This is a genomic window from Pseudomonas rhizozeae, from assembly GCF_031583775.1.
Classification (GTDB): Bacteria; Pseudomonadota; Gammaproteobacteria; order Pseudomonadales; family Pseudomonadaceae; genus Aquipseudomonas.
Genome location: NZ_JAVLSB010000064.1, coordinates 124,905 through 151,521, shown reverse-complemented (window position 1 = coordinate 151,521; position 26,617 = coordinate 124,905). Strand labels below are relative to the sequence as shown.

The window sequence follows — 26,617 nt, the reverse complement described above, 5'->3', positions numbered from 1 at the left end:
CGGCGTGACCCTGTTGCGTGGATTCATTACCGGAACTTGACGCGTTAATGAACCTTTCACTACCCCACTATGGACCGCTCTATGAAGATTCTGGTTACGGGTGGCACCGGGTATATCGGATCGCACACCACACTCGCGCTCTTGGAAGCCGGGTTTGAAGTCGTGGTGCTGGATAACCTGTGCAACAGCTCCGACGCGGCGCTGCACGCGGTAGAAGCCATTTGCGGCAAAAGTGCGCTGATGATTCACGGCGATGTGTGCGACAGGGCGTTGCTCGACCGGATTTTCCAACAGCACGCCATTGAAGCGGTGCTGCATTTCGCCGGTCTCAAGGCCGTAGGCGAGAGCGTGCGCAAGCCACTCGAGTATTACGAAACCAACGTCGGTGGCAGCATCAACTTGTGCCAGGCGATGGCGGCGGCCGGGGTGTTTCGCCTGGTGTTCAGCTCGTCGGCCACCGTGTACGGCGAGCCGGAAGAGATGCCTATCCGCGAGGACTTCCCCACCGGGACGCCGACCAATCCGTATGGCCAGTCCAAGCTCATCGTCGAGAACGTGCTGCGTGACCTGTGCGCCTCCGAGCCGCGCTGGAGCATCGCGCTGCTGCGCTACTTCAACCCCATCGGTGCCCACGCCAGCGGCCATCTGGGCGAGGACCCGAACGGTATTCCCAACAACCTGGTGCCGTACATCAGCCAGGTGGCGGTCGGCGGTTTGCAAGAGTTGTCGGTGTTTGGCAACGATTACCCGACCGTGGACGGCACCGGCGTGCGCGACTATATCCACGTCGTGGACCTTGCTGATGGCCACTTGAAAGCCCTGCAATCAATCACGCAACGCAGCGGCATTCACACCTGGAACCTCGGCACCGGCGACGGCTACAGCGTGCTGCAAGTGCTGCATGCGTTCGAGCAAGCGTCGGGGCGGCCAGTGCCGTATCGGATGATGCCGCGTCGCGCGGGTGACATTGCCGAGAGCTGGGCCGATCCCTCGAAAGCCGCCCGGGAACTGGGCTGGAAAGCCACGCGCAGTTTGCAGGACATGATGGCCGACACTTGGCGCTGGCAATCGAATCATCCAAAGGGTTATCTAGGTTAGCTCGTTATAATTAAGTGATCTTATCTGAATGTTATAAATCGGCTTGACTGTTAATTATCGTCGGGAAATTAGGCTGGAAATGCCTCGGGCAAATCCGTAGATATAAACCCTGCCGTTCGACATTTATCAGTCAGGTAAGACTGTGAACGAACAACGGATCATGTTTGCATTTTTGCGACATGAACTTTCTACCTCTGACTGACAATTGCAGGCAACACGGATTGAAGGTCAGAAAGGAGTTGTTATGAAGAAAGTGATGGCAATTGCCCTGTTATCCCTGGTGGGTAACTGGGCGTCCGCAGCGGAAGCACCGCTGACACAAGCAACCAATGTAGCAGGTAGCGTGGCCGCTTCGGCAGCCACTTCCGCCAGCACCGCAATGGTGGCAAGTGCAGTGGCCGCTTCCAACAGTGGCGGCAACGCCAACGGCGGCACCACCGGGACTACTGGTACTACAGGTACGACCGGCACAACTAACTGAGAAACTCTGTAGGTGTACTACAAGGTCGCCCGGCGCAAGTCGGGTGACCTTGTTTTAGATTTGCCCTTGAATAGCGTAGTGCCATTATGACTCGTAGTTTTCCTTTTTTGCTGTTGGCCAGTTTCGCTTTGCAAGGTTGCATGTTTTCCCCGGGGCAATACCTGAGCACCAGCGATATCACGCGCCAGGGCGCCAGTGAAAGCAGTCGGGTCGAGCTGATCCCGATCACGCCCAAGCTGATCGCCATGGACCGGGTCACGCAAAAACGCGAGACCCTGCCGCCCGAACTGCTGGTAACCCCCAGCGAGTACCGCATCGGCAATAACGACGTGTTGTACATCACAGTCTGGGATCACCCGGAACTGACCGCACCGTCCGGCGCGCAACAGCAAATCGACGCCAACGGCCGATTGGTCCGTTCCGATGGCACGCTGTACTACCCCTATATCAAAGAAGTCCAGGCGGCGGGCAAGACCATTCAGCAACTGCGTTCGGACATCGCCGAACGCCTCTCGGCCTTCATTGCCGACCCGCAGGTGGACGTCGCGGTGTTGCGCTTCGCCAGCCAGAAAGTGGTGGTCTCCGGCGCGGTAGTGAAGGCCGGTTCGCAACCGATTTCCACCAACCCGCTGAACGTGGTCGAAGCCCTCGGCGCGGCCGGGATCGACACGCAGAACGCTGACCTGTCCGGGCTGATGCTGACCCGCAACGGCCGGGCATTTTCGCTGAACCTCGACGCGCTCAACCAGCAGGATTCCGAACTGCAGAACGTTTACCTCAAGGGCGGCGATCAGCTGTACCTGCCGTACAACGACAACAAGCGCATCTACGTCATGGGCGAAGTCAACCAGCCCCGTGCGCTGACGTTCAAGACCGGGACCATGAACCTCTCGGACGTGTTGGGATCGGTCGGCGGCTTGAGCCAGACCACCTCCAACGGCAACGCGGTGTACGTCATCCGTGGCGTGGAAAACCTCGACACCGAACCGGCGAAAATCTACCAGTTGCAGGCCGAGTCGCCGACCGCCATGGCGCTGGCCACGCACTTCAATGTCCGCCCCCAGGACATCGTCTATGTCGGCCCGGCCAACGTCACGCGCTGGAACCGCTTCATCAGCCAATTGGTGCCTTCGGCAGCGATCCTCGGCGTCGGTGCTTCCTCGGCGAAGAACCTGAGTGAAGTCAGAGACAACGGCAAATAAGGTCAAGTCTGTGAGAACGTTGAATCTAGGCGCCTGCTTGTGCGCGGCCTTGCTGTTGTGTGGATGTAACCCGTTGATGACCGCTTCGATGGACAACCTCAAGTCGGCCGTCACTGGCCCGCCGGAGCTGGATGTCAGCCCGGCGGACGTGGCGAAGGTCGAGTTCCCTCAGCTCAAACTGACCACGCCGTCCGGCTCCGGGGTGTTGGCCAAGGTCCGTGATCGTGGTGATTTGCAATTCTGGGTCGCGGCGGGCAAGCAAGTCTTGCTGATGCGCGACGGCCTCGCAGTGCGCACCATCGGTCTGGGCGTCGACGGTGACCTCGACGGTACGCGGCTGATCACCCCGTCTCCCTTCAAACAAGGCCTGCACCTGTTGCCGGATGGCTACACCAGCCAGCGCTCGATCGATTTGTACAAGGGCAGCGAAGTCGGCGTGACCCTGAACAGTCGCTTCCGCCGCAAATCCACGGAAACCCTGCGGATCCTCAACAAGGACTACGCCGTGCTGCGGGTCGACGAGCAGATCGACGCCCCGGCCATCGGCCTGCGGGCGACCAATCATTACTGGGTTGATCCGCAGGACGGTTTCATCCTGCAAAGCGAGCAACAACTGACCTCGCAATTGCGGGTCAAGATCGTGCAACTGACTGCCGACCGCAGGCCTGCCCGTTGAAGCGGCTCAAAGTGTTGGCGGCGTGCCTGCTGGTCAGCAGCGCGAGTCAGGCGGCGGTCATGGTCACGGGCGATGTGCAGAACCCCGGACCGATCCCGTTGCCAGCGGGCGGTCGCCTGGTGGACGTGATCGGCGAAGCGGTGCCGAACGCCGAGAGCTATTGGCTCGGCGCGTTCCTGCTGCGCAAATCGCTGCTGGAACCGCAGACCCGACTCAAGACCGGCGTGCTGTTTGACTTGCAAGTGTTGCAGCGCACCGCGTTGCTGTTCGACCTGCCGAGCCGGGCCGCTCTGGCAGTGCGCTTGACCGAACAAGTCAGCGCGATGCCGGTGACCGGGCGCCAGGTCACGGTCCTGGACCCGGTGGCGATCGAAGTGGGCTTCGCGCTCAACGTGCGCCTGGACGACGGCGATCAGCTGATTTACCCGAAGCGCGTCGACGAAGTGCAAGTGGTGGGGGCAGTCGCTGACACGTGCCACCTGCCGTATCACGTCGGCCAAGAGGCCAGCGAGTACCTGGACGACTGCGAGCAATTGCCCGATGCCGAAGCCGATTACCTGTGGTTGATCCAGCCCGACGGCTCGGTGCGGCGCGTCGGTAATGCGGCGTGGAACCGCGAAAGCGGACACGTCCCAGCCGCCGGCAGCAAGATTATGGTTCCGGTCAAAAACGATGACCTCGACCCGCCCATCCCTGAACTGAATCAACAGTTGGCCGAATTTATAGCCACGCAACTGGCTGAGGTGGTTCATTGAATTTTCGTTTTGCAGCTGTGTTGTTGCTGCCCTGTGGTTTGGCTCATGCGGAGCCGCGTATTACTCAAAATGACTTCGGTGGCACAGGCCTGTGGCAAACGCCGACCGCGCGCATGGCGCCGGCCGGCGAGCTCAGCGTCAACGCCAACCGCACCGATCCTTACAGCCGCTACAGCATCGCGTTTCAGCCGTTCGACTGGCTCGAAGGCGCGTTCCGTTACACCGCGATCACCAACCGCCCGTACGGCCCGGAGTCGCTCAGCGGCAGCCAAAGCTATAAGGATAAGGCGGTCGATGCCAAGGTCCGGTTGTGGCAGGAAACCCACTGGGCGCCCGACGTCTCGCTGGGCTTTCGAGATATCGGTGGTACCGGTTTGTTCGCCAGCGAATTCCTGGTGGCCAGTAAGCGTTACGAGAACCTCGATTTCAGCGCCGGAATTGCCTGGGGTTACCTCGGCAACCGCGGCGACTTCAGAAACCCGGCGGGCTATTTCGACGATCGCTTCGACAGTCGCCCGGAGCTGGAAGGCACCGGTGACGTCAACGCCGGTTCGTACTTTCGCGGCAGCCCTTCGTTGTTTGGCGGCGTGAGCTACCAGACGCCGTGGGACCGGCTCAGCCTGAAACTCGAATACGAAGGCAACGATTACCAGAGCGAACCCAAGGACAACAACCTCAAGCAGGACTCGCCGATCAACTTCGGCGCGGTGTTCAAAGTCACCGATTCCCTCGACGTCAGCGCGGCGTGGGAGCGGGGTAACACAGCGATGTTCGGCCTGACCTTCCACACCAACTTCGCCAGCCGCAAAGCGCCGGTGAAAAGCTTTGATCCGCCGGCTGAACCGCTGCCGGCGAAGATCCCCACCACGCCGATGGACCAGGTTAACTGGGCCGACGTCTCGCGCCGGCTGCAACAGAACGCCGGATATTCGGTGGAGCGCATCACCCAGCGTGGCCCGGAGCTGATCGTCTACGGCGAGCAGGGGCGGTACTTCCATTCCTCGAAAGCCGTCGGCCGCGCGAGCCGCATTCTGGATAACAGCGCCAACGCCGACATCGACTGGTTCACCCTGGTGAACAAGCGCTACGACTTGCCGCTGGAAGAAACCAGCGTGCCGCGCGAGACCTTTCGCGAAGTGATCAACAACGAAGAACCGCTGCAGGCGTTGCACCGCACCACCGAGATCAACCCGGCGATGCCGCACAACGAGCAGACCCTCTACACGCAAAAGGTCAACCCGTTGAGCTACGGCGCCGGGCTCGGCTTCAAGCAAAACGTCGGCGGCCCGGACGGGTTCCTCTATCAGTTCAGTGCCGATCTCGACGCCGAGTACCGCTTTAACCGCAACACTTGGTGGAGCAGCCTGGTCAGTGCCAACCTGCTGAACAACTTCGACAAGTTCGACTACGACGCACCCAGCGGCTTGCCGCGGGTCCGCACGGATCTGCGCAAGTACCTGACCACCTCCGAAGTGACCATGCCGTTGTTCCAGTTCAGCCACGCCGAACAATTGGATAAAGACCTGTACGGCATGGTCTACGGCGGTTACCTGGAGTCGATGTTTGCCGGCGTGGGCGCCGAAATGCTGTTCCGTCCGACCGGCGAGCGCTGGTCGCTGGGCGCGGACTTGAACTACGTGCGCCAGCGCGATTTCGATCAGGGGTTCGCCCTGCAGGATTACTCGGTGGTCACCGGGCACATCACCGGTTACACCGACTTGCCGTTCGATACCTTGGCGGCGGTCAGTGTCGGTCGCTACCTGGCCGGCGACTGGGGCACCACGGTCGACGTTTCGCGGGAATTCTCCAACGGCGTGCGGGTCGGCGCCTGGGCAACCATCACCACCGCCAGCGGCGCGGAATATGGCGAAGGTAGTTTCGACAAGGGCCTGTACCTGTCCATCCCGTTCGACGAACTGATGAGCATGTCGACCATGCGCCGCGCCAACCTGGTCTGGTCACCTCTGACCCGAGACGGCGGCGCGCGGCTCAACCGCAGCTTCCAGCTGCACTCGATGACCGACAGCCGCGACGACGACATGTTCTACCGCAACTTCGACAAGATCAAAGAGTAGCCAGCGCCGATCCACAGGGCCGCGCGCCCTGTGGATCGCACGAAGGCGTGCCGCAAGGGCAGAGCCTTGCTGATCTCCAGTCAACCCCCAACCCCGTGGGAGCGAGCCTGCTCGCGAAGACGTCAACCCTGCCGACGCATCCACCTCAGCTGCATCCAACCCCCTGTGGGAGCTGGCTTGCCAGCGATAGCGTCATACCTGCCGACACATCAGTATCGAGTCCACCCCAACCCTTGTGGCGAGGGAGCTTGCTCTCGCTGGCCTGCGCAGCAGGCCCTCATCCAGCCACCACCCAAACCCCCGCCACCCAACCAAATCCCAGGCACAAAAAAGGGGACTTTCGTCCCCTTGCGGTGGTGTCTTCAAGCACTCAATTCATCAATAGATATCCTTGGAAAGCAAAGTAAACGGCGTCTTCACCAGGATCTTCAAATCCAGCCACAGCGACCAGTTATTGATGTACTTCAGGTCAATCTCAACCCGCTTCTGCATCTTGTCGATGGTGTCAGTCTCGCCACGGCAGCCATTGATTTGCGCCAGGCCGGTGATGCCGGGTTTGATGCGATGGCGGGCCATGTAAGCGAGGATTTTTCCCGAGTAGTAGTTGTTATGGGCGATCGCGTGTGGACGCGGGCCCACCAGCGCCATATGGCCCTGCAGCACGTTGAACAGTTGCGGCAGCTCATCCAGCGACGTGCGGCGAATGAAGCGGCCCACCGCGGTGATGCGCGAGTCATTGCGGCTGGCCTGCTTGACTTCGAGGTCGTCATGCACCCGCATCGAGCGGAATTTCCACACCTGAATCACCTTGCCGTTCCAGCCGTGGCGATCCTGTTTGAAGAACACCGGGCCAGGGGAGTTGAGCTTAACCGCCAGCGCGATCACCAGCAGGACCGGGCTGAGCAGGATAATGGCCAGCAGTGCAACGCTCTTTTCCAGCAGACTTTTGCTCAATGCTGCGGTCGGTTGGCTGGTGAGCGGGCTTTCATTCAGGTAGATCGCCGGCAAGCCGTCCACGACCCGTACCGAATGATTGAGCAGCGTCAGGCTGTTCAAGTCCGGCACCCAGACCACGTCGACGTTGGCACCCAGCAGATCGATGTACATCGCTTCGATCTTCGCCGCTTCACTCAAAGGCAGGGTGATGTAGAGGCGACGGATGTCGTGGATCCTGATCAACTCCAGCAGGTTCTCCTGTGGGCCGACCACGCGCGGGGCATCGTCATCCAGCGGCAGGCTGCTGTCCGTGCTGACCAGGCCCACCAGCGGCAAGTGCTCAAGGGTGCTGAGTTTTTGCGCCAGGCCCAGGGCCAGTACGCCGGTACCGACAATCAGGGTTTTGTGTTCGCTTTGACGCGAACGCTGGTAGTGCCGAGAGAAGCCGTGCAGCGGTGCATACAGCAACGCCTGGCCGAGGAAACCGTACACCGCCCACGTCAGGATGACCTGACGGGAGAACAGTTCGTCGGCCTTGCAGATGAACGCCATGCACGCCAGCGCCGCCATGGTGGCCGACCAGCCGACAAACAGACGACCGAGCCCGGTCAGGTAGTTATCGCGTTTGGCGTACACGCCAGCCACCGAATAAGCGGGTACCGAAGCCAGCACGGTCAGCGCCGCGCAGACCCGGTAATAGAACTCGACCGCGCCCGTCTGCTGATACGCCAGTACGAACAACAAAGAAACCACGAAGCCCTGCGCCAGCGCCCATTGCCCCCAAAAGGTCAGTCCCTTGAGGGCGGTGTTCCGATTGATGCGAAGAGAATGTTCCATGCGATATCCCCAGAAGACGTCCATACACGTTCAACAGTCGATATCCGAGTTGTTTAAGGGTTTATTGTTATTATTTGAACTAATGCCCTGAAGTGAACAACGTCGATATGCCGAACTGTCGTCAGTCAATAGATTAAGTTATTGCCGGGGATGCTGTCTGACGAGTTCTAACAAGCTGGCCAAGTGCCAACTTTGCTAGTTATAAAGTGTCAATGTTAGAAATGGTCAAGCACGCAAAGCGACTTGCGCTAGTTGCGTGAAGACATTTTAGGAGAGAAGGGCAGTAAGAAATGATGCGGAGGGAGTTGCAAACAAAGTGCGCTTTTTATTGTTGTAATCGCACTGTCTTCTGTTTGTGCTGTCCGTTCAGGCCGGACGCGCTTCGCTAACGACTTCCTGAATCAAGCAATAACCACGATTGCGTACCGCGCGGAATAAGCGTTCGCCATTACTGGCGCTTTTGAACTTGTCTTGCAGTCGACTCAGACACATTTCCAGACCACGGTATTGCTCGGGTTCGCGGCCAATACTGAGGATCAACTCTTCACGACTAACGACGCGCTCTTCATGATTCAGCATTTTTTTGACCAGTGCCGCTTCCAGTCCAGTCAAGTTGATCTCGACGTTTTCTTTAACCAGCACGCTCTGATTATCATCGAGTTGCCAGGCATCGCTATCAACAGCGTCGCCCTCGACGGTTCGCAGGTTATCGTTGAGTTCACCCGTGATCGGCGTGAGGTTATTGAGTGCGCTCCGGGTTTGTGCGGCCAGCCACTCGGCTTCAAGGGTGGCGAATATCTGCTGTGTGTCGTGTTCGATACTTGGCGCGAGATTTTTCCGCGGGAGGCGGGGGTAAGTGAATTCCATCAGGACGGGGGCATTAGGGGGCGGGTTTGCGCCTTCGATAAACATCTGGGCCTGGGATGTTCCAAACGAGTTGAAGCGCTCGCTGGACAGTATGGTCTCGAGCTCACGTTGCGATGTTGAACTGTGAGTGACGACGACAAAATATTTTCTGGGGAGGGTTGTACTGATTTCCACGTCTCTCTCCTAAAGTACTCACCAATTTTCGGTTCAAAAACGATCGGCAGGGGAGTAGTGACTCCCTTGAAAGTAGTCAAAGGGCAGGGCCCGGGCCAATGAATGGCTCTCGATATGCTCTACTCGATCGGCGATAAAAGAAATCTTGTGATTGTGGCTCAGTGTCACCATGCGGTCATGAAGTCGGTTGAGAAACTCAGGATCGCCATTGAGTTTCAAACACTGATCCAGCGATGAAACCGATAACTTAATGTAGTTAAACAAATTCAGCGTATTGAAGCCCGTCATTGCTTCGTCCTGGATGTTGACGCCGTCCAGAGCGATTTCTATACCATGATCTTTCAAACTGTACATGTTGCTTACGATGTTTTTTTTACATTTGGAACCGACTTCCCAGACTGGTTGCGTACTGAGTGACACCACCAATGAATGGCCAATATCACGCAGGTTGCGCCCGGACTGGATCAGCTCATGAGTGAGTGCAAAGCTGGATAGGCTTGGTTCTGACAGACGTATCAGGGTTCGGTTCAAATATTTTTTTACAAATGGCGAACCGCTGTGCTGCGAGCTAGAGCGCTCGCGGCGGGGTTGCCGCAGGCCGTCGTGGCAGGGCGCGCACGACACTGCCGCCACAGCGGGAAGCTGTGACGGAGCAGGAGGCAATAAAGTGCCGTCAGATGTAAGCCTTATCTCACAGGCGAACGGGCGATTATCACGCGACAGAATCAGTTGTCGGGTCAAAGTGCGATTCGGGGCCTTTGCGCGTGAACTGCATCCAGTCGAATTCATGCAAAAACTCCTTCCATAGTTACATCAGGCGGTCGAAATAAGACCCCTCATCAAGCGATATCCATGTCCACGAATGCTCTGGATGGCGTTGGTGCCATACATATCTTTGATTTTCCCGCGAAGACGGCTGATTGATTTCTCCAACGCTCTAGGGTCGTAGAAATTACTATTCAGCCCCATGATTCTGGCGATTTCGTCATGACTCAGGATGTGATTGCTGGTTTGCGCAAAGGCTTCCAGGATCTTCATCTCGGCAAATGAGATATCCAGTTTCTTGCGGGTGCCAAGGAGGCAAATACGGGTCGGGTCCAACACCAAGTTGATATCACGTTGCCACTCTTCACTGCTGAAGAATTCAGCCAACAACTCGGAACCCTCTTCGGGCGGGGTGTTGAATTTGATGCAGTAGTCGGCGCCGGCGAGGTAATACTTGATTTTGTTGAAGGTGCCACGACCGGTAATGACCGCACATATGATAGGGCTGGAATCGGCAGTCCGCAGGTTTTCGATTAGCTCAAGACTTTCATCAAATGCTTGCGGGCTGTCAATAATAATGAAGATGGCGCGATAGGCGCCGGTATAACCCTGCTTCTTATAGGCTTGAGTATAAGAACTGGCGTCGAGCGTTATATCGGTACGCACATGCCGGGCGACTAACGCTCTAAATTGTTCAGCCGCGCCACGAGTACGACCCAAGGTAAGAACTCCGGGTTCCTCATGTATTTCGTGCTGGCTTTTAGTCGCTAATTTCCCTGTAAGCATCATGCATTGACTCGAATGGGTGCTGACATCGGGATGTTAAAGCACCGGTTCTCATCTGTGACTGACAATTGGTAACATTCACGCGAAATCTGGACGTGCGTTCCGTTTTTTCTAACATTAAGTAAGGTTTTCAACCTTTTAGTTGCTTTTTCAGTCGATTTTACCGGTTGAAAAGCACTCGTTAGATGGTGGCAATATGGAATTGTGCCACTATTTTGTAACTATGGCGATTTGTTTTATTTCGACCCGAAACTACGTCAATCATTTCCCCGCACTACGCTGCAAATCCCATAGAGCCAGCCGTTGTGAGTAACGCGTCACATTTTTGGCTATGCGCGTATTTGTCTGTAGTTCTCGCCTGAGCTGTTGATATCTCCAAATAAGTTGTCGCCCGGACGATTACTAACACTGCTTGAGTGTCGGGTTTGATGAACCTATCCTACGCCGCTGGCCACTTTCTCTAGATGACGATGAATTCATCAGCGGTTCATTGACTGATGACCGTGGCCTGTCCCGTAGAAGCGAGTTGCTCAATGCCCGCGTGAAAAACATGACAAAGTCATCCGATAACGATGGCTTGACGGAGGATTGATGGATTTCTGGACCCTGATTCAGGTACTTATTCTGGGCGCGGTAGAAGGCCTGACAGAGTTTCTACCGATCTCCAGCACCGGTCACCAAATCATCGTGGCCGACTTGCTGGAATTCGGCGGCGAGCGTGCGATGGCGTTCAACATCATCATTCAGTTGGGTGCGATTCTGGCGGTGGTCTGGGAGTTTCGCCGCAAAATCTTCGAGATCGTCAAAGGCCTGCCCACTCAGCGCAATGCGCAGCGCTTCACCGCGAACCTGCTGATCGGCTTCCTACCTGCGGTGGTGCTCGGTGTGCTGTTCGCCGACACCATTCACGAATACCTGTTTAACCCGATCACCGTGGCGGTAGCGCTGGTGGTCGGCGGCATCATCATGTTGTGGGCGGAACAGCGGCAGCACGTGGTCACCGTCGAACACGTCGATGACATGCGCTGGTCTGACGCGCTGAAGGTCGGTTTCGCACAATGCCTGGCGATGATTCCCGGCACTTCGCGCTCGGGCTCGACCATCATCGGCGGATTGCTGTTTGGCCTGTCGCGCAAGGCTGCGACGGAATACTCATTCTTTCTGGCAATGCCGACCATGGTCGGTGCCGCGGTTTACTCGGGTTACAAATACCGCGAGCTGTTTCAGCCAGCAGATTTGCCCGTATTCGCCCTGGGCTTCGTCACCGCGTTCGTGTTTGCCATGCTCGCCGTCCGTGGCTTGCTCAAATTCATCGCCAGCCACAGTTATGCGGTGTTCGCCTGGTATCGCATTGCCTTCGGTTTGCTGATCCTGGCGACCTGGGTGTTCGGTTGGGTTAACTGGACCGCTGCAGCGGCAGCGGCCTAACGGCCCTCCAGCAACTCCGCCGCTTGATCCAGCAACGCCAGCGGCTCTTTGGCCTTGTGGATATCCACCGATAACAACTGGCGGAATTTGCGCGCACCGGGAAACCCGGTGCCCAGCCCCAGCACGTGCCGGGTGATGTGGTGCATCGAACCGCCGGCCAGCAGGTGCTCGGCTATATAAGGACGCAATTGTGCCAACGCCTCGGCCCGGGTGATCACCGGGGCACTGCTGCCGAACAGTTGCTGATCGACTTCAGCCATCACGTAGGGATTGTGATACGCCTCACGACCGAGCATCACCCCATCAAAGGTCTGCAGATGTTCATGGCAGGCCTCCAGAGTCTTAATGCCGCCGTTGAGAATAATCTCCAACTCCGGAAAGTCCGCCTTCAACCGCGCGGCCACGTCATAACGCAGCGGCGGAATATCGCGGTTCTCCTTCGGAGACAGCCCCTCGAGAATCGCAATCCGCGCATGCACGGTAAAACTGGTGCAACCCGCGTCGCGCACCGTACCGACGAAATCACACAACTCTTCGTAGCTGTCCCGGCCATTAATGCCGATGCGGTGCTTGACCGTCACCGGAATCGACACCGCATCGCGCATCGCCTTCACACAATCCGCCACCAGTTGCGGATGGCCCATCAGGCACGCGCCAATCATATTGTTCTGCACCCGATCACTCGGGCAGCCAACATTCAGATTGACCTCATCATAGCCATGCTCCTGCGCCATCCGCGCACACGCCGCCAAATCCAGCGGCACACTCCCGCCCAATTGCAACGCCAACGGATGCTCCGCCTCGTTATGCCGCAAGAACCGCTCGTGATCACCATTGAGCAACGCGCCGGTGGTGACCATTTCTGTGTAAAGCAACGCACGCTTCGACAAAAGGCGTAAGAAAAAACGGCAGTGGCGGTCGGTCCAATCCATCATCGGCGCGACGGAAAAACGGCGGGATAGCGGGGCGGGTGCAGCAATGAGTGGCGACATTGGCAATCTGGAATCGGTGCGGCTGGGAGGTGCGGGAGTTTATCAGGAATGTCGGCATGGGTTGCGGGATACGGTGAGGCGACGATCCTGTGATAAGCCTCTGCCGAACCCAATAACGGATGCGACAACCTATGATGTATCGTCACCAATAACCTTCACTGCGCCTGCCGCCTATGAACCTTTCAAGGACTAACGATTGAAAAAGCTGTACCTCCTGACCTTCCTGATCATCCTCGCCGCCGGCATCAACACTTTGCGCGGTGTACACCCCGGTCAGTCCAAATCTGATTCGGTCGTTGGTAGGTTCGACTACTACCTGCTCTCGCTGTCCTGGTCGCCGACCTTTTGCCTGACCCACAGTGAAGACGCGCAATGTTCCGGCAAGGGTTACGGATTTGTCCTGCATGGTCTGTGGCCGCAGTACGCGCAGGGCGGGTGGCCGCAGTCGTGTGCGCCGCAGCAGAAGCTGAGTCGTGAGGAGCGGGCCCAGGGCTTGATGGTGTTTCCAACGGCGAAGCTGTTGAACCATGAATGGGCCAAACACGGGACGTGCAGCGGGCTGGGCGCGGCGGGGTATCTGGCGGCGGCGGATCGTGCGTTGGCGGCGGTGAAGATTCCCGAGCCGTTGCGGCCCTTCGAGCAGTCGACCTATTTAAGCGCGCAGGAGATTGCGCAGATGTTTCGCCGCAGTAATCCGGGGATCGCTGCCAATGGCATCGCGGTGATCTGCAAAGGGCCGGAATTGTCGGAAGTGCGCGTGTGCCTGAACAAGGATCTGTCCTTCGCCGCGTGCGGCAAAGGCGTGAAAAATCAATGTCGCTCAGGGGATATCCGGGTGCCGCCGGTGCGCTGAGCGAACGGGTGACTTGTAATGCAGATAGCCACTATTTGCCCCCCAACGCTGCCCTCGGCTAAGCTCTCGCGAATCAAGGGCTCCGGGCCATTTCCCAGACCTTGCGCCCGCCAGGAACCCGCTCTTGCCGATTTCCCTCGATCCTGACCACGCCCCCGTCAAACCCCTCAAACGCTTGCCGTTGCGCAAGGCGGCGCTGCTGTTTATCGCGTCGGTGTGCCTGTGCCTGTGCGGTTTGCTCTACCTGCAATTGCAGCAGTCGCGCCAGCATGACCTGGCGCTGGCGCAGGTGTCGTCGCTGAATCTGACTCAGGCGATGGCTCAGCAGGCGGAAGACACCTTTACCCAGGCCGACCTGGTGCTGATGGGGCTGGTGGACTGGATCGAGAACGACGGTTACGGCGCCGCGCAGAAAGAGCGTTTGCGCAAGCTGTTCGCCCGGCGAGTGCAAGCGGTGGCGCCGCTGCACGGGTTGTTTCTGTTCGATAGCAGTGGCCGCTGGGTGGTGACCTCGTCACCGGACCTGAGCCACGGCGATGGCGTTGCCGATCGCGAGTACTTCAAATTCCACCAGCAGAACCAGTCTTTGATCGCCCACATCGGCCCGGCGATTCGCAGTCGCATGAACGGCGAGTGGATCATTCCGGTGTCGCGGCGACTAAATGACCACGAGGGCAACTTTGAAGGCGTGGTGATGGCCGGGATCAAAATGTCGTACTTCGACGCGTTTTTCAAAAGCTTCAGCATCGATGACAACGGCGCGATGTTCCTCGCCTTGGCCGACGGCACATTGCTTGCGCGGCGGCCCTACGACGAGTCGCTGATCGGTTCGTCAGTGGCCAAGGGTGAAATTTTTCAGACGTTCCTGCCGAATTCACCGGCGGGCACGGCGATGATTGAATCGGTGGTGGACGGCGTGTTGCGCCTGTACGGCTATCGCCAGTTAAGGACCTACCCCTTGGTGGTGGCCGCCGCGTCATCGCGGGACGCGATTCTGTCCAAGTGGTACGGCAACGCGTATCAGTCCAGTGTGATTGTGGCGCTAGTGGTATTGGGGGTCGGTCTGTTTGGTTGGGTGTTCATTCACCTTGTGCGCGACGGCGAACGGATCGAAGCTGATTTGCGCAAGGCCCAGCAGGCGCTGATGTTGATCGCCACCCAGGACAGCCTGACCACGCTCGGCAACCGGCGGTTGTTCGAGCGCACCTTGCAGATCGAGTTTGGCCGCGGCGCGCGGCAATCGACGCCGCTGAGCTTGATCATGCTCGACATCGATTTTTTCAAGAGCTTCAACGACACCTATGGCCATGTGGCGGGTGATCGCTGCCTGGCGGAGGTGGCGCACGCGGTGAAGAGCTGCTGCCATCGGCAGTCGGACCTGGCGGTGCGCTACGGCGGGGAAGAGTTCGCCGTGTTGCTGCCCGACACCGATCTGCAAGGTGCCATCGCCATTGCCGAGCAGATTCGCCATGCGGTTCGAGGGCGTAACATCACGCATCTGGCATCGACCTCCGGCTATGTCACCGTCAGCCTTGGCTGCTACACGTTTGTGCCGCACGGTCGGGACAGCGCCGAGCTGTTTATCCAGCGTGCCGACGCCGCGCTGTACCAAGCCAAGAAAACCGGGCGTAACCGCGTTGCGGTGCTGGACACGGAAAGTGAGCTAGAAGCCTTGGCCCGTTCTGATCGCTGATCGCGAGCCTAAGAAAAGGCCCGAATGCCGGGAAGCGTTCGAGCCTTTTCGTGATAGCAAGTCAGGCTACAGAGGACTAGCCGCCGCCAGTGCCACCGCCGGCACCACCGGTTCCGCCGCCAGCGCCGCCAGTGCCGCCACCGGCCGCGCCGCCGGTGCCTGCGCCGGTACCGCTGCCGGTGCCGGTGCCAGAACTGTTGCCGCCAGAGGGGGCGCCTGGGGTGTTGTCAGGCGGCATGGTCGAGCCGCTAGTGGCTCCGGACTTGGTGCCGGTTGCGTCAGTCGAATCGCTGGACGCGGCAAAAGTGCCGGCTGACGCTGTCGCCAATACACCGGCCAGCAGCAGCGAGGTAAGTCTGGTGTTGATCATGGTCCGTCTCCCAAAAATGAGTCGTTACCTGATGTTGGTGTGGCGAGCGGTGACCAGGGTGCCCATCGGGCGACGAACGGTCAGTTGCCGGATGTTACAGATGCCATCCCCAACCTCGCTTCGAGTGCCTGACGGACTGTCGGCCACTCGTCATCAATGATGCTGAAGCGCACCGAATTGCGCTTACGACCGTCGGGCATGATCCGCTCATGGCGGACGATGCCTTCTTGCAGCGCGCCAAGGCGCAAGATCGCGGCGCGGGACTTGTGGTTGATTTCGTCGGTGGTGAATTGCACCCGCACGCAGTTCATGACGTCGAACGCATGGCGCAGCATCAGGTACTTGGCTTACGCCGCATCCGGGCAATTGGGCGCAACCACCGCGAGAGGTCAATGTCATAACCTCAAACCCCTCTCGCGAGCCCGGCCATGAAGAATCTGCGAATCGCCACCTACAACGTCAACGGCCTGCGCGCGCGGCTGCCGAACCTGCTGGCCTGGCTCGAGCGCGAGCAACCGGACATTGTCTGTTTACAGGAGCTGAAATCGGTCGACAGCGCCTTTCCGGCGGCGGATCTGGAGGCGGCCGGTTATGGCGCGATCTGGCAAGGCCAGGCGTCGTGGAACGGCGTGGCGATCCTGGCCAAGGATGCGCAACCTTTGGAAAGTCGCCGTGGGTTGCCCGGCGATGACAGCGATACTCATAGCCGCTATCTGGAAGCGGCGGTGCATGGAGTGCTGGTCGGCTGCCTGTATTTGCCGAACGGCAACCCTCAGCCGGGGCCGAAGTTCGACTACAAGCTGGCGTGGTTCGAACGCCTGATCGACTACGCGGCCGCCCTCTACAACAGCGAGCATCCGGTGGTGCTGGCCGGCGATTACAACGTGGTGCCCACCGACATGGACATCTACAACCCGCGTTCCTGGCTCAAGGACGCGCTGTTGCAACCAGAGAGCCGCGCCTGTTATCAACGCTTGCTCGATCAAGGCTGGACCGACTCATTGCGACACCTGTATCCGGAAGATCGGCTGTACACGTTCTGGGATTATTTCCGACAGCACTGGCAGAAAAATTCCGGCCTGCGCATCGACCATCTCCTGCTCAATCACGCGTTAAGTCCCTACCTGCACGAAGCGGGCGTCGACGCCTGGGTACGCAACGAACCCCACGCCAGCGACCACGCGCCGACCTGGATCCGGATCGGCTCGCGTAAGCGGCGGTGATTTATCTCGCCACAGGAAGGGGGGCTTTTTCCATCATTCGATGAAGCGTGTTGATCGCTTCAGTCAACGTTTGCTCGAGGGACTGAAGCTCCGAAAGAGCGTTCGCTTTCTTTGCTTTGCTTTTGATCGCTGAAACAGCGGGTTGTGGTGCCGAGCCTCTGGAGTGAAGCAACGCTTGTCGCAGGGTGTTGTTGATCACCGTCTGATAGCCATAGCCTTCCAGTTCGGCTCGCTCGCGTGCCGCTTCAATGACAGCATCGTCCAGCATGATGGTAATGCGCGTTTTGCCCTTGCCCGCGGTTACTGCGCCGCGCTTGGCGTTGCTGAAGTCATATTCGTCTTTCATCGGTTCAAACCAGAATATGACCGATAAGTTGTATACAACTCTATAGACATTTGTCCTGAGTCTTGCATACAGTATGCGCATAACAAAAACCAGGGAACCCCCCAACCATGAAAACGCCCCTCGTTTCACATCAACGACCTGAGGATGAAAACCTCGGGATCGGCGCGAATATGGCTTACGGCCTGCAACACGTGTTGACCATGTACGGCGGTATCGTCGCTGTGCCCTTGATCATCGGCCAGGCCGCAGGGTTGTCGCCGGCGGACATCGGTTTGTTGATCGCCGCGTCGCTGTTTGCAGGAGGCTTGGCGACCTTGTTGCAAACCTTGGGGCTGCCGTTCTTTGGCTGTCAGTTGCCGCTGGTGCAGGGCGTGTCGTTCTCGGGCGTCGCGACCATGGTGGCGATCGTCAGCAGCGGCGGGGAAGGCGGGTTCCAGTCGATCCTTGGCGCGGTGATTGCCGCGTCGCTGATTGGTTTGTTGATCACGCCGGTGTTCTCTCGAATCACTAAATTCTTCCCACCGCTGGTAACGGGCATCGTCATTACCACCATCGGCCTGACGCTGATGCCGGTGGCCGCGCGCTGGGCCATGGGTGGCAACAGCCATGCGCCGGACTTTGGCAGCATGGCCAACATCGGCCTGGCGGCGATGACGTTGGTGCTGGTGTTGTTGCTGAGCAAGATTGGCAGCGCGACCATCTCGCGGTTGTCGATTTTGCTGGCCATGGTGATTGGCACCGTGGTGGCGGTGTTTCTCGGCATGGCGGACTTTTCCTCGGTCACCCAAGGCCCGATGTTTGGCTTCCCGACGCCGTTCCACTTCGGCATGCCGACCTTCCATTTCGCGGCGATTTTGTCGATGTGCATCGTGGTCATGGTGACCTTGGTGGAAACCTCGGCGGATATCCTCGCGGTCGGTGAAATCATCGACACCAAGGTCGACTCCAAACGCCTGGGCAACGGCCTGCGGGCGGACATGCTGTCGAGCATGATTGCGCCGATTTTCGGTTCGTTTACCCAAAGCGCCTTTGCGCAGAACGTCGGGCTGGTGGCGGTGACCGGGATCAAGAGCCGGTACGTGGTCGCCACCGGCGGGGTGTTCCTGGTGATCCTCGGCCTGCTGCCGTTCATGGGCCGGGTCATTGCCGCCGTGCCGACGTCGGTACTCGGCGGCGCGGGCATCGTGCTGTTCGGCACCGTGGCGGCGAGCGGGATCCGCACTTTGTCCAAGGTCGATTACCGCAACAACGTCAACCTGATCATCGTCGCCACCTCCATCGGCTTCGGCATGATCCCGATCGCCGCGCCGAACTTCTACGATCACTTCCCGAGCTGGTTCGCCACGATCTTCCATTCCGGCATCAGCTCGTCAGCGATCATGGCCATCGTGCTCAACCTGGCCTTCAACCACTTCACCACAGGCAACTCCGACCAACAGTCAGTGTTCGCCGCCGGTACCGAAAGGGTGCTGCGTTATCAGGACCTTGCCGCGTTGCGCGAAGGGGATTACTTCAGTGACGGCAAGCTGCATGACTGTGATGGCAATGAGGTCCCGGTATTGACCGAGGGTAAGGCCCAGGAGCCGCACAGTCTTCGCACGAAAAGCGCTGAACACATCCATTAGCATCCGCTGTGATTGGCCTCTCGGCACACACCTGGCATAGCGCCAAAACGAAAAAACCCGCCATAAAGGCGGGTTTTTCGTTGTTTCAGAGCGGTTGCTCGCGTTCTCTGAAAGCTTGTCTGGCTCCACGACCTGGACTCGAACCAGGGACCCAGTGATTAACAGTCACTTGCTCTACCAACTGAGCTATCGCGGAATGGCGCGTATGTTACTGATTAGAAAAGGGAAGTCAAGCTTCTGTTGGCAACTTCATTGATCAGTGTAGTAGAGGGGCGGTATATCGCCGGTCGGCGGTTACCAGAATCGCTTCACAGGTCTACCATGGCCGCCCGGAAGTGGTTTCACGCGCTGCCGGCCATTCGCCGAAAAGGTACGCGCCATGAATTACCCGTTTTGCCTCAACGCCCGCCGCCTTAGTGAGGTGACCGCATGACCGTCGCTCAAATCAGCCTGCCCAAAGGTGTCGGCCCGCACGCCGAGAAGCTGTTCGACGCCATCACCCAGGCCGGCACCGCCGAAGAACTCAACCGCGCCGGCGGCAAGGCCGAAGGTTTTGTCCTCGGGCTGGAAAGCACCAAGGCCATCAAAAGCCAGATCGCCGAATCGTTGTACGTCGCGTTCGACGATGCCGCGAGCCAGCGCTCCAGCGAACTGGCCGTCTAGCCGCCGAAAGTCACGGTGGCGAGCATCAACTTGCTGTACAGCAGCGTGGCGCCCAATTGCACCAGCCACAGCGCCAGACCACCGAGGAATACGCCGCTGGCGATTTGCAGCACCAGGTTGCTGCCGCGCTTGGCCACGGGGCGGGGGACGAAAGTGTCCAGGTCGTCACGGTCGGCGCGTAGGTCATCGTTTTTCATGTGGGTTCTCTTCAGAATTCTTGGACTTAAATGCAACCTAGTGGGTGCGAGCCTGCTTCGAAAGCGGTCTACACGCTTCATTGATACTGAATGTATAACCGCCTTCGCGAGCAGGCTCGCTCCTGCATGGGTTTTGCGTGCAGTCTAGAGTGACCGCTCACAGTGTTCAGGTTTATCTGTGACCCACAAAAAACGGGAAGCGCTCAGGCTTCCCGTTTTTTGTTCCGTGCCAGGGTTCAGATCACCTGAACGATGGCGTCCGTCACGGCTTCGATGTTGGCCTGGTTCAACGCGGCGACGCAGATGCGGCCGGTGTCCAGCGCATAGATGCCGAATTCGCTGCGCAGGCGGGTGACTTGCTCAACCGTCAGGCCGGAGTAGGAAAACATCCCGCGCTGGCGACCGACGAAGCTGAAGTCGCGGCCTGGGGCTTTTTTCGCCAGCAGCTCGACCATCTGCACACGCATGCCGCGAATCCGCAGGCGCATCTCGGCCAGTTCTGCTTCCCACTGCGCACGCAGTTCCGGGCTGTTCAGCACGGCGGCGACGATGCTTGCACCGTGGGTCGGCGGGTTGGAGTAGTTGGTGCGGATCACGCGTTTGACCTGCGACAGCACCCGCGCGGTTTCTTCCTTGGATTCGCTGACAATCGACAGGGCGCCGACGCGCTCGCCGTACAACGAGAAGGATTTGGAGAACGAGCTGGAAACGAAGAAGGTCAGGCCCGACTCGGCGAACAGGCGCACGGCCGCGGCGTCTTCGGTGATGCCGTCGCCGAAGCCCTGATAGGCCATGTCGAGGAACGGCACGTGCTGCTTGGCTTTCACCACGTCCAGCACGTTTTTCCAGTCCGCCGGGCTCAGGTCGACGCCGGTCGGGTTGTGGCAGCAGGCATGCAACACCACCACCGAGCCGTTCGGCAGGGCATTGAGGTCTTCCAACAAACCGGCGCGGTTCACATCGTGAGTCGCGGCGTCGTAGTAGCGGTAGTTCTGCACCGGGAAACCGGCGGTTTCGAACAGCGCGCGATGGTTTTCCCAGCTCGGGTCGCTGATCGCCACGACAGCATTCGGCAGCAGTTGCTTGAGGAAGTCAGCACCGATCTTCAGTGCGCCAGTGCCGCCGACGGCTTGGGTGGTCAGCACCCGGCCGGACGCGATCAGCGGCGAGTCTGCGCCGAACAGCAGTTTTTGCACGGCCTGGTCGTACGCGGCGATGCCGTCGATCGGCAGGTAGCCACGGGACGCATGTTGAGCGACGCGGATCGTCTCGGCTTCGACAACGGCGCGCAGGAGTGGAATTCGCCCCTCCTCGTTGCAATAAACACCGACGCCCAGATTGACCTTGGTCGTGCGTGTATCGGCGTTGAATGCTTCGTTGAGGCCCAGGATTGGATCGCGTGGTGCCATTTCGACAGCGGAGAACAGGCTCATTTTTGCGGCGGCTCTGAATGGAGTTTGGAGGGACGTGTCGCGCTCCAGCCGAATGCACTAGAGCGGTGCACAAACGGGGAGCTAGTATAGAGGCCATCATCGACCGCTGGCGACAGACGATTCCGTTTTGAAGCGAGTTTCTCGAATTATTTTTCGACCGTTAGTCGTTTGTCGCCGTCAAAGTCTTCAAGGGATGTAGGACATTTGCCTTGAAAGCGCAGGCAAACGACTCCACATTGAGTGCAATCCAGTTTTTTCCTCGGGCGACGCCAGTCGTTTGCGGGCATTTTCGTTCCTGTCGGTTTGACTGCGCAGGGGTGACCACAGAGGTAATCCATGTCTGAATTCCAGCTAGTCACCCGCTTCGAGCCCGCCGGCGATCAGCCGGAAGCCATCCGCCTGATGGTCGAGGGCATCGAAGCCGGGCTGGCGCACCAGACGTTGCTGGGTGTGACCGGTTCGGGCAAGACCTTCAGCATTGCCAACGTGATCGCCCAGGTGCAGCGCCCGACGCTGGTGCTGGCCCCGAACAAAACCCTGGCCGCGCAGTTGTATGGCGAGTTGAAGGCGTTTTTCCCGAACAACGCCGTCGAATATTTCGTTTCCTATTACGACTACTACCAGCCCGAAGCCTATGTGCCGTCGTCCGACACCTTTATTGAAAAGGATGCGTCGATCAACGACCACATCGAGCAGATGCGGCTCTCGGCGACCAAAGCGTTGCTGGAGCGCAAGGACGCGATCATCGTCACCACGGTGTCGTGCATCTACGGCCTGGGCAGCCCGGAAACCTATTTGAAGATGGTGTTGCACGTTGATCGCGGCGACAAACTCGATCAACGGGCCTTGCTGCGCCGCCTCGCCGACCTGCAATACACCCGCAACGACATGGAATTCGCCCGCGCAACCTTCCGCGTGCGCGGCGATGTCATCGACATCTACCCGGCGGAATCCGATCTCGAAGCGATCCGCATCGAGTTGTTCGACGATGAAGTCGAGAGCCTGTCGGCCTTCGATCCGCTGACCGGCGAAGTGATCCGCAAACTGCCGCGCTTCACTTTCTACCCCAAGAGCCACTACGTCACGCCACGGGAAACCCTGCTCGGCGCCATCGACGGCATTAAAGACGAGTTACAGGAGCGCCTGGAATACCTGCGCTCCAATAACAAACTGGTGGAGGCGCAGCGCCTGGAGCAGCGCACCCGGTTCGATCTGGAAATGATCCTCGAGCTGGGCTACTGCAACGGCATCGAAAACTACTCGCGCTACCTCTCCGGCCGTGCAGCCGGTGCGCCGCCGCCGACCTTGTTCGATTACTTGCCGGCCGACGCCTTGCTGGTGATCGACGAATCCCACGTCAGCGTGCCGCAGGTCGGCGCGATGTATAAGGGCGACCGCTCACGCAAGGAAACGCTGGTGGAGTACGGCTTCCGCCTGCCGTCGGCGCTGGACAACCGGCCGATGCGCTTCGATGAATGGGAGAGCATCAGCCCGCAGACCATTTTCGTCTCGGCCACGCCCGGCAACTACGAGGCCGAGCACGCTGGCCGGGTAATTGAGCAACTGGTGCGCCCGACCGGCCTGGTCGACCCGCACATCGAGATCCGTCCGGCGCTGACCCAGGTCGACGACCTGCTCTCGGAAATTACCAAGCGTGTGGCCTTGGAAGAGCGGGTGCTGGTGACCACGCTGACCAAGCGCATGTCCGAAGACTTGACCGATTACCTCGCCGACCACGGCGTGCGCGTGCGCTATTTGCACTCGGACATCGACACCGTGGAGCGGGTCGAGATCATCCGCGACTTGCGCCTCGGCACCTTCGATGTGCTGGTGGGGATCAACCTGCTGCGCGAAGGCCTGGACATGCCGGAAGTGTCGCTGGTGGCGATTCTCGACGCCGACAAGGAAGGGTTCCTGCGCTCCGAGCGCTCGCTGATCCAGACCATCGGCCGCGCGGCGCGGAACCTCAATGGTCGGGCGATTCTGTATGCCGATCGAATTACCGGCTCGATGGAGCGGGCGATTGGCGAGACGGATCGTCGCCGCGACAAACAGATCGCCTACAACCTGGCCAATGGCATCACCCCGAAGGGTGTGTTCAAGGACGTCGCCGACATCATGGAAGGCGCCACCGTGCCCGGCTCGCGCAGCAAGAAGCGCAAAGGCATGGCCAAAGCCGCCGAGGAAAGCGCCAAGTACGAAGCCGAATTGCGCTCACCGGGCGAGATCGCCAAGCGGATCAAAGCGCTGGAAGAGAAGATGTACCAATTGGCCCGCGACCTGGAATTCGAAGCAGCGGCGCAGATGCGCGATGAGATTGCCAAGATGCGCGAGCGGTTGCTGACAGTCTGAGGTTATCGTGGTGCCTCGACGGGCCTCATCGCTGGCAAGCCAGCTCCCACAGTGGTTTCAATGTGTCCACTGGTGTGAGGGACCGAACCGATCGCTCATCGACGCCATGCGCTCGGCCACCTGCGGGTGGTTCGGCACGATGGCTTCGCGCAAATGGCCGAAGTAAGTCTTGGTCCGGGCATCGAGCAAGGTCGTGAGCAGGGCGATGCCGATCGCGCCGCCGAGGTAGCGCATAGGCAACCCGGTTTAAATACCCTGTTCGCTGGAGCCCGGCGGCTGTCGCCTGTTACCATTCGCCCTTTGTTTGATCTTCATTTCGAGATTTGCCATGACCACCGTCCGCACTCGCATCGCGCCATCGCCTACCGGGGATCCCCACGTAGGTACCGCTTACATCGCTTTGTTCAATTACTGCTTCGCCAAGCAGCACGGCGGTGAGTTCATCCTGCGCATCGAAGACACCGACCAGTTGCGCTCGACCCGCGAGTCCGAACAGCAGATTTTCGACGCGTTGCGCTGGTTGGGCATCGACTGGAGCGAAGGCCCGGACGTTGGCGGTCCGCACGGTCCGTACCGGCAGAGCGAGCGGGGCGACATTTACCAGAAGTATTGCCAGCAACTGGTTGAACTCGGTCACGCCTTCCCGTGCTTCTGCACCGCCGAAGAGCTGGACCAGATGCGCGCCGAGCAAATGGCTCGCGGCGAAACCCCGCGCTACGACGGCCGTGCGCTGCTGCTCTCGAAAGAAGAAGTGGCGCGCCGCCTCGCCGCTGGCGAACCGCACGTGATCCGCATGAAAGTGCCGAGTGAAGGCGTGTGCGTGGTGCCGGACATGCTGCGTGGCGACGTCGAGATCCCGTGGGATCGCATGGACATGCAGGTGTTGATGAAGACCGATGGCCTGCCGACTTACTTCCTGGCCAATGTGGTCGACGACCATTTGATGGGCATCACCCACGTGCTGCGCGGCGAAGAATGGCTGCCGTCGGCGCCGAAACTGATTCTGCTGTACGAGTATTTCGGCTGGGAACAACCGCAGTTGTGCTACATGCCGCTGCTGCGTAACCCGGACAAAAGCAAGCTGTCCAAGCGTAAGAACCCGACCTCGGTGACCTTCTATGAGCGCATGGGCTTTATGCCTGAGGCAATGCTCAACTACTTGGGGCGCATGGGCTGGTCGATGCCGGACGAGCGCGAGAAGTTCTCGTTGCAGGAAATGGTCGACAACTTCGACCTGAGCCGCGTGTCCCTCGGCGGGCCGATTTTCGACATCGAGAAACTGTCGTGGCTCAACGGCCAATGGTTGCGTGATTTGCCGGTGGAAGAGTTTGCCTCGCGCCTGCAAACCTGGGCGCTCAACCCTGAGTACATGATGAAAATCGCCCCGCACGTCCAGGGTCGAGTGGAAACCTTCAGCCAGGTCGCACCGCTGGCCGGGTTCTTCTTTGCCGGTGGCGTGAACCCGGACGCCAAGCTGTTTGAATCGAAAAAACTCTCGGGCGATCAAGTGCGGCAGTTGATGCAGCTGATCCTCTGGAAGCTCGAAAGCCTGCGTCAGTGGGAAAAGGACAGCATTACCGCGACCATTCAAGCGGTGGTGGAGTCCCTGGAACTTAAGCTGCGTGATGCCATGCCGCTGATGTTCGCTGCGATCACCGGCCAGGCCAGCTCGGTGTCGGTGCTCGATGCCATGGAAATCCTCGGCCCGGACCTAACTCGTTTCCGTCTGCGCCAGGCCCTCGACCTGCTGGGCGGCGTGTCGAAAAAGGAAAACAAAGAGTGGGAAAAACTCCTGGGCGCGATCGCCTGAGGGTTAGTTTGAGCCAATGTTGGCCACTGTCCGCGCGTGTCATCGAGCGGGGAGCGGCCATCAGGCCCCCGATTTTCCGGGGGAGGGCGGTAAGTGATTGTTATGTCGGCAAAAAACTTTGAAATTTTTTAAAAATAAGTTTGACAGCCTTCCGATACGCCCTTAAGATTCGCCCCGTCCTCAGCGATGAGGGGCTATAGCTCAGCTGGGAGAGCGCCTGCATGGCATGCAGGAGGTCAGCGGTTCGATCCCGCTTAGCTCCACCAATTTGCACTTCAAGGTCTGGCCACACCGGCCTTGAAGCGATCAACTCTCAGCGTTGATCAGTAGTAAAGAAGGGTTTGCGTCCCCTTCGTCTAGTGGCCTAGGACACCGCCCTTTCACGGCGGTAACAGGGGTTCGAGTCCCCTAGGGGACGCCAGTTTTACAGAAGCGATGTTGCAAGATGTCGCTCCGCCGCGAGGCGAAAATTCGGGGCTATAGCTCAGCTGGGAGAGCGCCTGCATGGCATGCAGGAGGTCAGCGGTTCGATCCCGCTTAGCTCCACCAATTTACAGTTCGAGGTCTGGCCACACCGGCCTTGAATCGATCAGTTCTCAGCGCTGATCAGTTGTACAGAAGGTTTGTGTCCCCTTCGTCTAGTGGCCTAGGACACCGCCCTTTCACGGCGGTAACAGGGGTTCGAGTCCCCTAGGGGACGCCACGATTACCCGCTCTGCGGGATTTTATAAGGGTCATTCAATCATTGAATGGCCCTTTTGTTTGTCTGGCGTTTGGTAAAAATCGAGGGTGACCGGCCTGATGCCTGCGCGCATTGACCTCCGCAACCCGTTTGCGGGCTGCGGGGCACTGAATAAAAAAGGCCGGTGTGACGCGGCCAAAGGAGCATGGTTAAGCCGGTTGCGCAGTCGCGTAACCACGCGCTTGCCGGCTTGTCCTATCAGAACAACCCACTCGCGGTTTTTATTCCGCACCATTGC

At 59.0% G+C, this 26,617-nt stretch carries 24 protein-coding genes, 5 tRNA genes and 1 pseudogene; 18 read left to right on the top strand and 12 right to left on the bottom strand.

Features of this window, described 5'->3' with window-relative positions; all coding sequences use genetic code 11:
* Window positions 1–81: 81 nt before the first annotated feature.
* The 6 genes from galE to RG836_RS23300 all read left to right on the top strand — a co-directional run bounded on the left by galE (window position 82) and on the right by RG836_RS23300 (window position 6,287).
* Window positions 82–1,098 (top strand): UDP-glucose 4-epimerase GalE, encoded by a 1,017-nt coding sequence (galE, locus tag RG836_RS23325; protein WP_310849925.1) that lies wholly within the window; start codon window positions 82–84, stop codon window positions 1,096–1,098.
* Window positions 1,099–1,342: 244 nt separating this feature from the next.
* Window positions 1,343–1,579 carry a hypothetical protein gene (locus tag RG836_RS23320; RefSeq protein WP_310849923.1) on the top strand — a complete coding sequence of 79 codons (237 nt, stop codon included), beginning with the start codon at window positions 1,343–1,345 and terminating at the stop codon, window positions 1,577–1,579.
* Between the two features lie 86 nt (window positions 1,580–1,665).
* Window positions 1,666–2,781, top strand: coding sequence for a polysaccharide biosynthesis/export family protein (locus RG836_RS23315; protein ID WP_310849921.1), 1,116 nt, complete (start codon window positions 1,666–1,668; stop codon window positions 2,779–2,781).
* 10 nt (window positions 2,782–2,791) lie between these two features.
* Window positions 2,792–3,457 carry a YjbF family lipoprotein gene (locus RG836_RS23310; RefSeq protein ID WP_310849919.1) on the top strand — a complete coding sequence of 222 codons (666 nt, stop codon included), beginning with the start codon at window positions 2,792–2,794 and terminating at the stop codon, window positions 3,455–3,457.
* A complete protein-coding gene (locus RG836_RS23305) occupies window positions 3,454–4,212 on the top strand; it encodes a capsule biosynthesis GfcC family protein (protein WP_310849917.1) in 759 nt (252 codons plus the stop codon). Before RG836_RS23310 ends, RG836_RS23305 begins: the two co-directional genes overlap by 4 nt.
* The gene (locus RG836_RS23300) at window positions 4,209–6,287 is read left to right on the top strand and encodes a YjbH domain-containing protein (protein WP_310849913.1); all 2,079 of its coding nucleotides are present in this window, start codon (window positions 4,209–4,211) and stop codon (window positions 6,285–6,287) included. Before RG836_RS23305 ends, RG836_RS23300 begins: the two co-directional genes overlap by 4 nt.
* 378 nt (window positions 6,288–6,665) lie before the next feature.
* Here RG836_RS23300 and RG836_RS23295 read toward each other — a convergent pair whose 3' ends face one another.
* The 4 genes from RG836_RS23295 to RG836_RS23280 form a co-directional block, all read right to left on the bottom strand.
* Window positions 6,666–8,060, bottom strand: a complete 1,395-nt coding sequence (locus RG836_RS23295) for an undecaprenyl-phosphate glucose phosphotransferase (RefSeq protein ID WP_310849911.1) — start codon at window positions 8,058–8,060, stop codon at window positions 6,666–6,668.
* Between the two features lie 366 nt (window positions 8,061–8,426).
* Complete coding sequence (locus tag RG836_RS23290) at window positions 8,427–9,101, bottom strand: winged helix-turn-helix domain-containing protein (protein ID WP_310849909.1); 675 nt, start codon at window positions 9,099–9,101, stop codon at window positions 8,427–8,429.
* Between the two features lie 33 nt (window positions 9,102–9,134).
* A complete protein-coding gene (locus RG836_RS23285) occupies window positions 9,135–9,890 on the bottom strand; it encodes an EAL domain-containing protein (protein WP_310849907.1) in 756 nt (251 codons plus the stop codon).
* Between the two features lie 24 nt (window positions 9,891–9,914).
* Window positions 9,915–10,655: a winged helix-turn-helix domain-containing protein gene (locus RG836_RS23280; RefSeq protein WP_310849906.1), complete on the bottom strand. Its 741-nt coding sequence runs from the start codon at window positions 10,653–10,655 to the stop codon at window positions 9,915–9,917.
* A 588-nt stretch (window positions 10,656–11,243) separates the two neighbouring features.
* Here RG836_RS23280 and RG836_RS23275 point away from each other — a divergent pair.
* Window positions 11,244–12,080, top strand: coding sequence for an undecaprenyl-diphosphate phosphatase (locus RG836_RS23275; RefSeq protein ID WP_310849905.1), 837 nt, complete (start codon window positions 11,244–11,246; stop codon window positions 12,078–12,080).
* On the opposite strand, the gene dusA is transcribed toward RG836_RS23275, so the two are convergent.
* Window positions 12,077–13,072 carry a tRNA dihydrouridine(20/20a) synthase DusA gene (dusA, locus tag RG836_RS23270; RefSeq protein ID WP_310849903.1) on the bottom strand — a complete coding sequence of 332 codons (996 nt, stop codon included), beginning with the start codon at window positions 13,070–13,072 and terminating at the stop codon, window positions 12,077–12,079. The genes RG836_RS23275 and dusA overlap by 4 nt on opposite strands.
* A 196-nt stretch (window positions 13,073–13,268) precedes the next feature.
* Between dusA and RG836_RS23265 the strand changes: the two genes are divergently transcribed.
* Both RG836_RS23265 and RG836_RS23260 read left to right on the top strand, forming a co-directional pair.
* Window positions 13,269–13,925, top strand: coding sequence for a ribonuclease T2 family protein (locus tag RG836_RS23265; RefSeq protein ID WP_409078104.1), 657 nt, complete (start codon window positions 13,269–13,271; stop codon window positions 13,923–13,925).
* 124 nt (window positions 13,926–14,049) lie between these two features.
* Complete coding sequence (locus tag RG836_RS23260) at window positions 14,050–15,618, top strand: sensor domain-containing diguanylate cyclase (protein ID WP_310849901.1); 1,569 nt, start codon at window positions 14,050–14,052, stop codon at window positions 15,616–15,618.
* 76 nt (window positions 15,619–15,694) lie between these two features.
* Here RG836_RS23260 and RG836_RS23255 read toward each other — a convergent pair whose 3' ends face one another.
* A complete protein-coding gene (locus tag RG836_RS23255) occupies window positions 15,695–15,988 on the bottom strand; it encodes a hypothetical protein (RefSeq protein ID WP_310849898.1) in 294 nt (97 codons plus the stop codon).
* Window positions 15,989–16,068: 80 nt separating this feature from the next.
* Window positions 16,069–16,335: pseudogene (locus tag RG836_RS23250) on the bottom strand (GNAT family N-acetyltransferase); the annotation flags it as partial.
* 81 nt (window positions 16,336–16,416) lie between these two features.
* Between RG836_RS23250 and RG836_RS23245 the strand changes: the two are divergent.
* A complete protein-coding gene (locus tag RG836_RS23245; RefSeq protein ID WP_310849896.1) occupies window positions 16,417–17,211 on the top strand; it encodes an exodeoxyribonuclease III in 795 nt (264 codons plus the stop codon).
* Between the two features lies 1 nt (window position 17,212).
* Here RG836_RS23245 and RG836_RS23240 read toward each other — a convergent pair whose 3' ends face one another.
* Window positions 17,213–17,557, bottom strand: a complete 345-nt coding sequence (locus tag RG836_RS23240; RefSeq protein ID WP_310849894.1) for a BrnA antitoxin family protein — start codon at window positions 17,555–17,557, stop codon at window positions 17,213–17,215.
* Between the two features lie 107 nt (window positions 17,558–17,664).
* Here RG836_RS23240 and RG836_RS23235 point away from each other — a divergent pair, with 107 nt between their 5' ends.
* Window positions 17,665–19,182 carry a nucleobase:cation symporter-2 family protein gene (locus RG836_RS23235; RefSeq protein WP_310849892.1) on the top strand — a complete coding sequence of 506 codons (1,518 nt, stop codon included), beginning with the start codon at window positions 17,665–17,667 and terminating at the stop codon, window positions 19,180–19,182.
* A gap of 120 nt (window positions 19,183–19,302) precedes the next feature.
* Here RG836_RS23235 and RG836_RS23230 read toward each other — a convergent pair.
* Window positions 19,303–19,378, bottom strand: a tRNA-Asn gene (locus tag RG836_RS23230).
* A gap of 233 nt (window positions 19,379–19,611) precedes the next feature.
* On the opposite strand from RG836_RS23230, the gene RG836_RS23225 reads away from it, so the two are divergent.
* Entirely contained in the window at window positions 19,612–19,845 is a 234-nt protein-coding gene (locus tag RG836_RS23225; protein ID WP_310849891.1) for a hypothetical protein, read from the top strand.
* Here the strand turns inward: RG836_RS23225 and RG836_RS23220 are convergent.
* Together RG836_RS23220 and RG836_RS23215 are read right to left on the bottom strand one after the other, a co-directional pair.
* Window positions 19,842–20,042 (bottom strand): hypothetical protein, encoded by a 201-nt coding sequence (locus tag RG836_RS23220; RefSeq protein ID WP_310849890.1) that lies wholly within the window; start codon window positions 20,040–20,042, stop codon window positions 19,842–19,844. The two genes, RG836_RS23225 and RG836_RS23220, sit on opposite strands and share 4 nt — an antisense overlap.
* A gap of 236 nt (window positions 20,043–20,278) precedes the next feature.
* Window positions 20,279–21,475, bottom strand: a complete 1,197-nt coding sequence (locus tag RG836_RS23215; RefSeq protein WP_310849888.1) for an amino acid aminotransferase — start codon at window positions 21,473–21,475, stop codon at window positions 20,279–20,281.
* 336 nt (window positions 21,476–21,811) lie between these two features.
* On the opposite strand from RG836_RS23215, the gene uvrB reads away from it, so the two are divergent.
* Complete coding sequence (gene uvrB, locus RG836_RS23210; RefSeq protein ID WP_310849886.1) at window positions 21,812–23,827, top strand: excinuclease ABC subunit UvrB; 2,016 nt, start codon at window positions 21,812–21,814, stop codon at window positions 23,825–23,827.
* Between the two features lie 57 nt (window positions 23,828–23,884).
* Here the strand turns inward: uvrB and RG836_RS23205 are convergent, their stop codons facing one another.
* Window positions 23,885–24,061, bottom strand: coding sequence for a hypothetical protein (locus RG836_RS23205; RefSeq protein ID WP_463401498.1), 177 nt, complete (start codon window positions 24,059–24,061; stop codon window positions 23,885–23,887).
* A 94-nt stretch (window positions 24,062–24,155) separates the two neighbouring features.
* Between RG836_RS23205 and gltX the strand changes: the two genes are divergently transcribed.
* The 5 genes from gltX (at window position 24,156) to RG836_RS23180 (ending at window position 26,340) form a co-directional block, all read left to right on the top strand.
* Window positions 24,156–25,637 carry a glutamate--tRNA ligase gene (gene gltX, locus RG836_RS23200; protein WP_310849884.1) on the top strand — a complete coding sequence of 494 codons (1,482 nt, stop codon included), beginning with the start codon at window positions 24,156–24,158 and terminating at the stop codon, window positions 25,635–25,637.
* A 190-nt stretch (window positions 25,638–25,827) separates the two neighbouring features.
* Window positions 25,828–25,903: transfer RNA gene (locus RG836_RS23195), tRNA-Ala, on the top strand.
* Window positions 25,904–25,982: 79 nt separating this feature from the next.
* Window positions 25,983–26,058, top strand: a tRNA-Glu gene (locus RG836_RS23190).
* 52 nt (window positions 26,059–26,110) lie between these two features.
* Window positions 26,111–26,186: transfer RNA gene (locus RG836_RS23185), tRNA-Ala, on the top strand.
* A gap of 78 nt (window positions 26,187–26,264) precedes the next feature.
* Window positions 26,265–26,340: transfer RNA gene (locus RG836_RS23180), tRNA-Glu, on the top strand.
* Window positions 26,341–26,617: the final 277 nt, after the last annotated feature.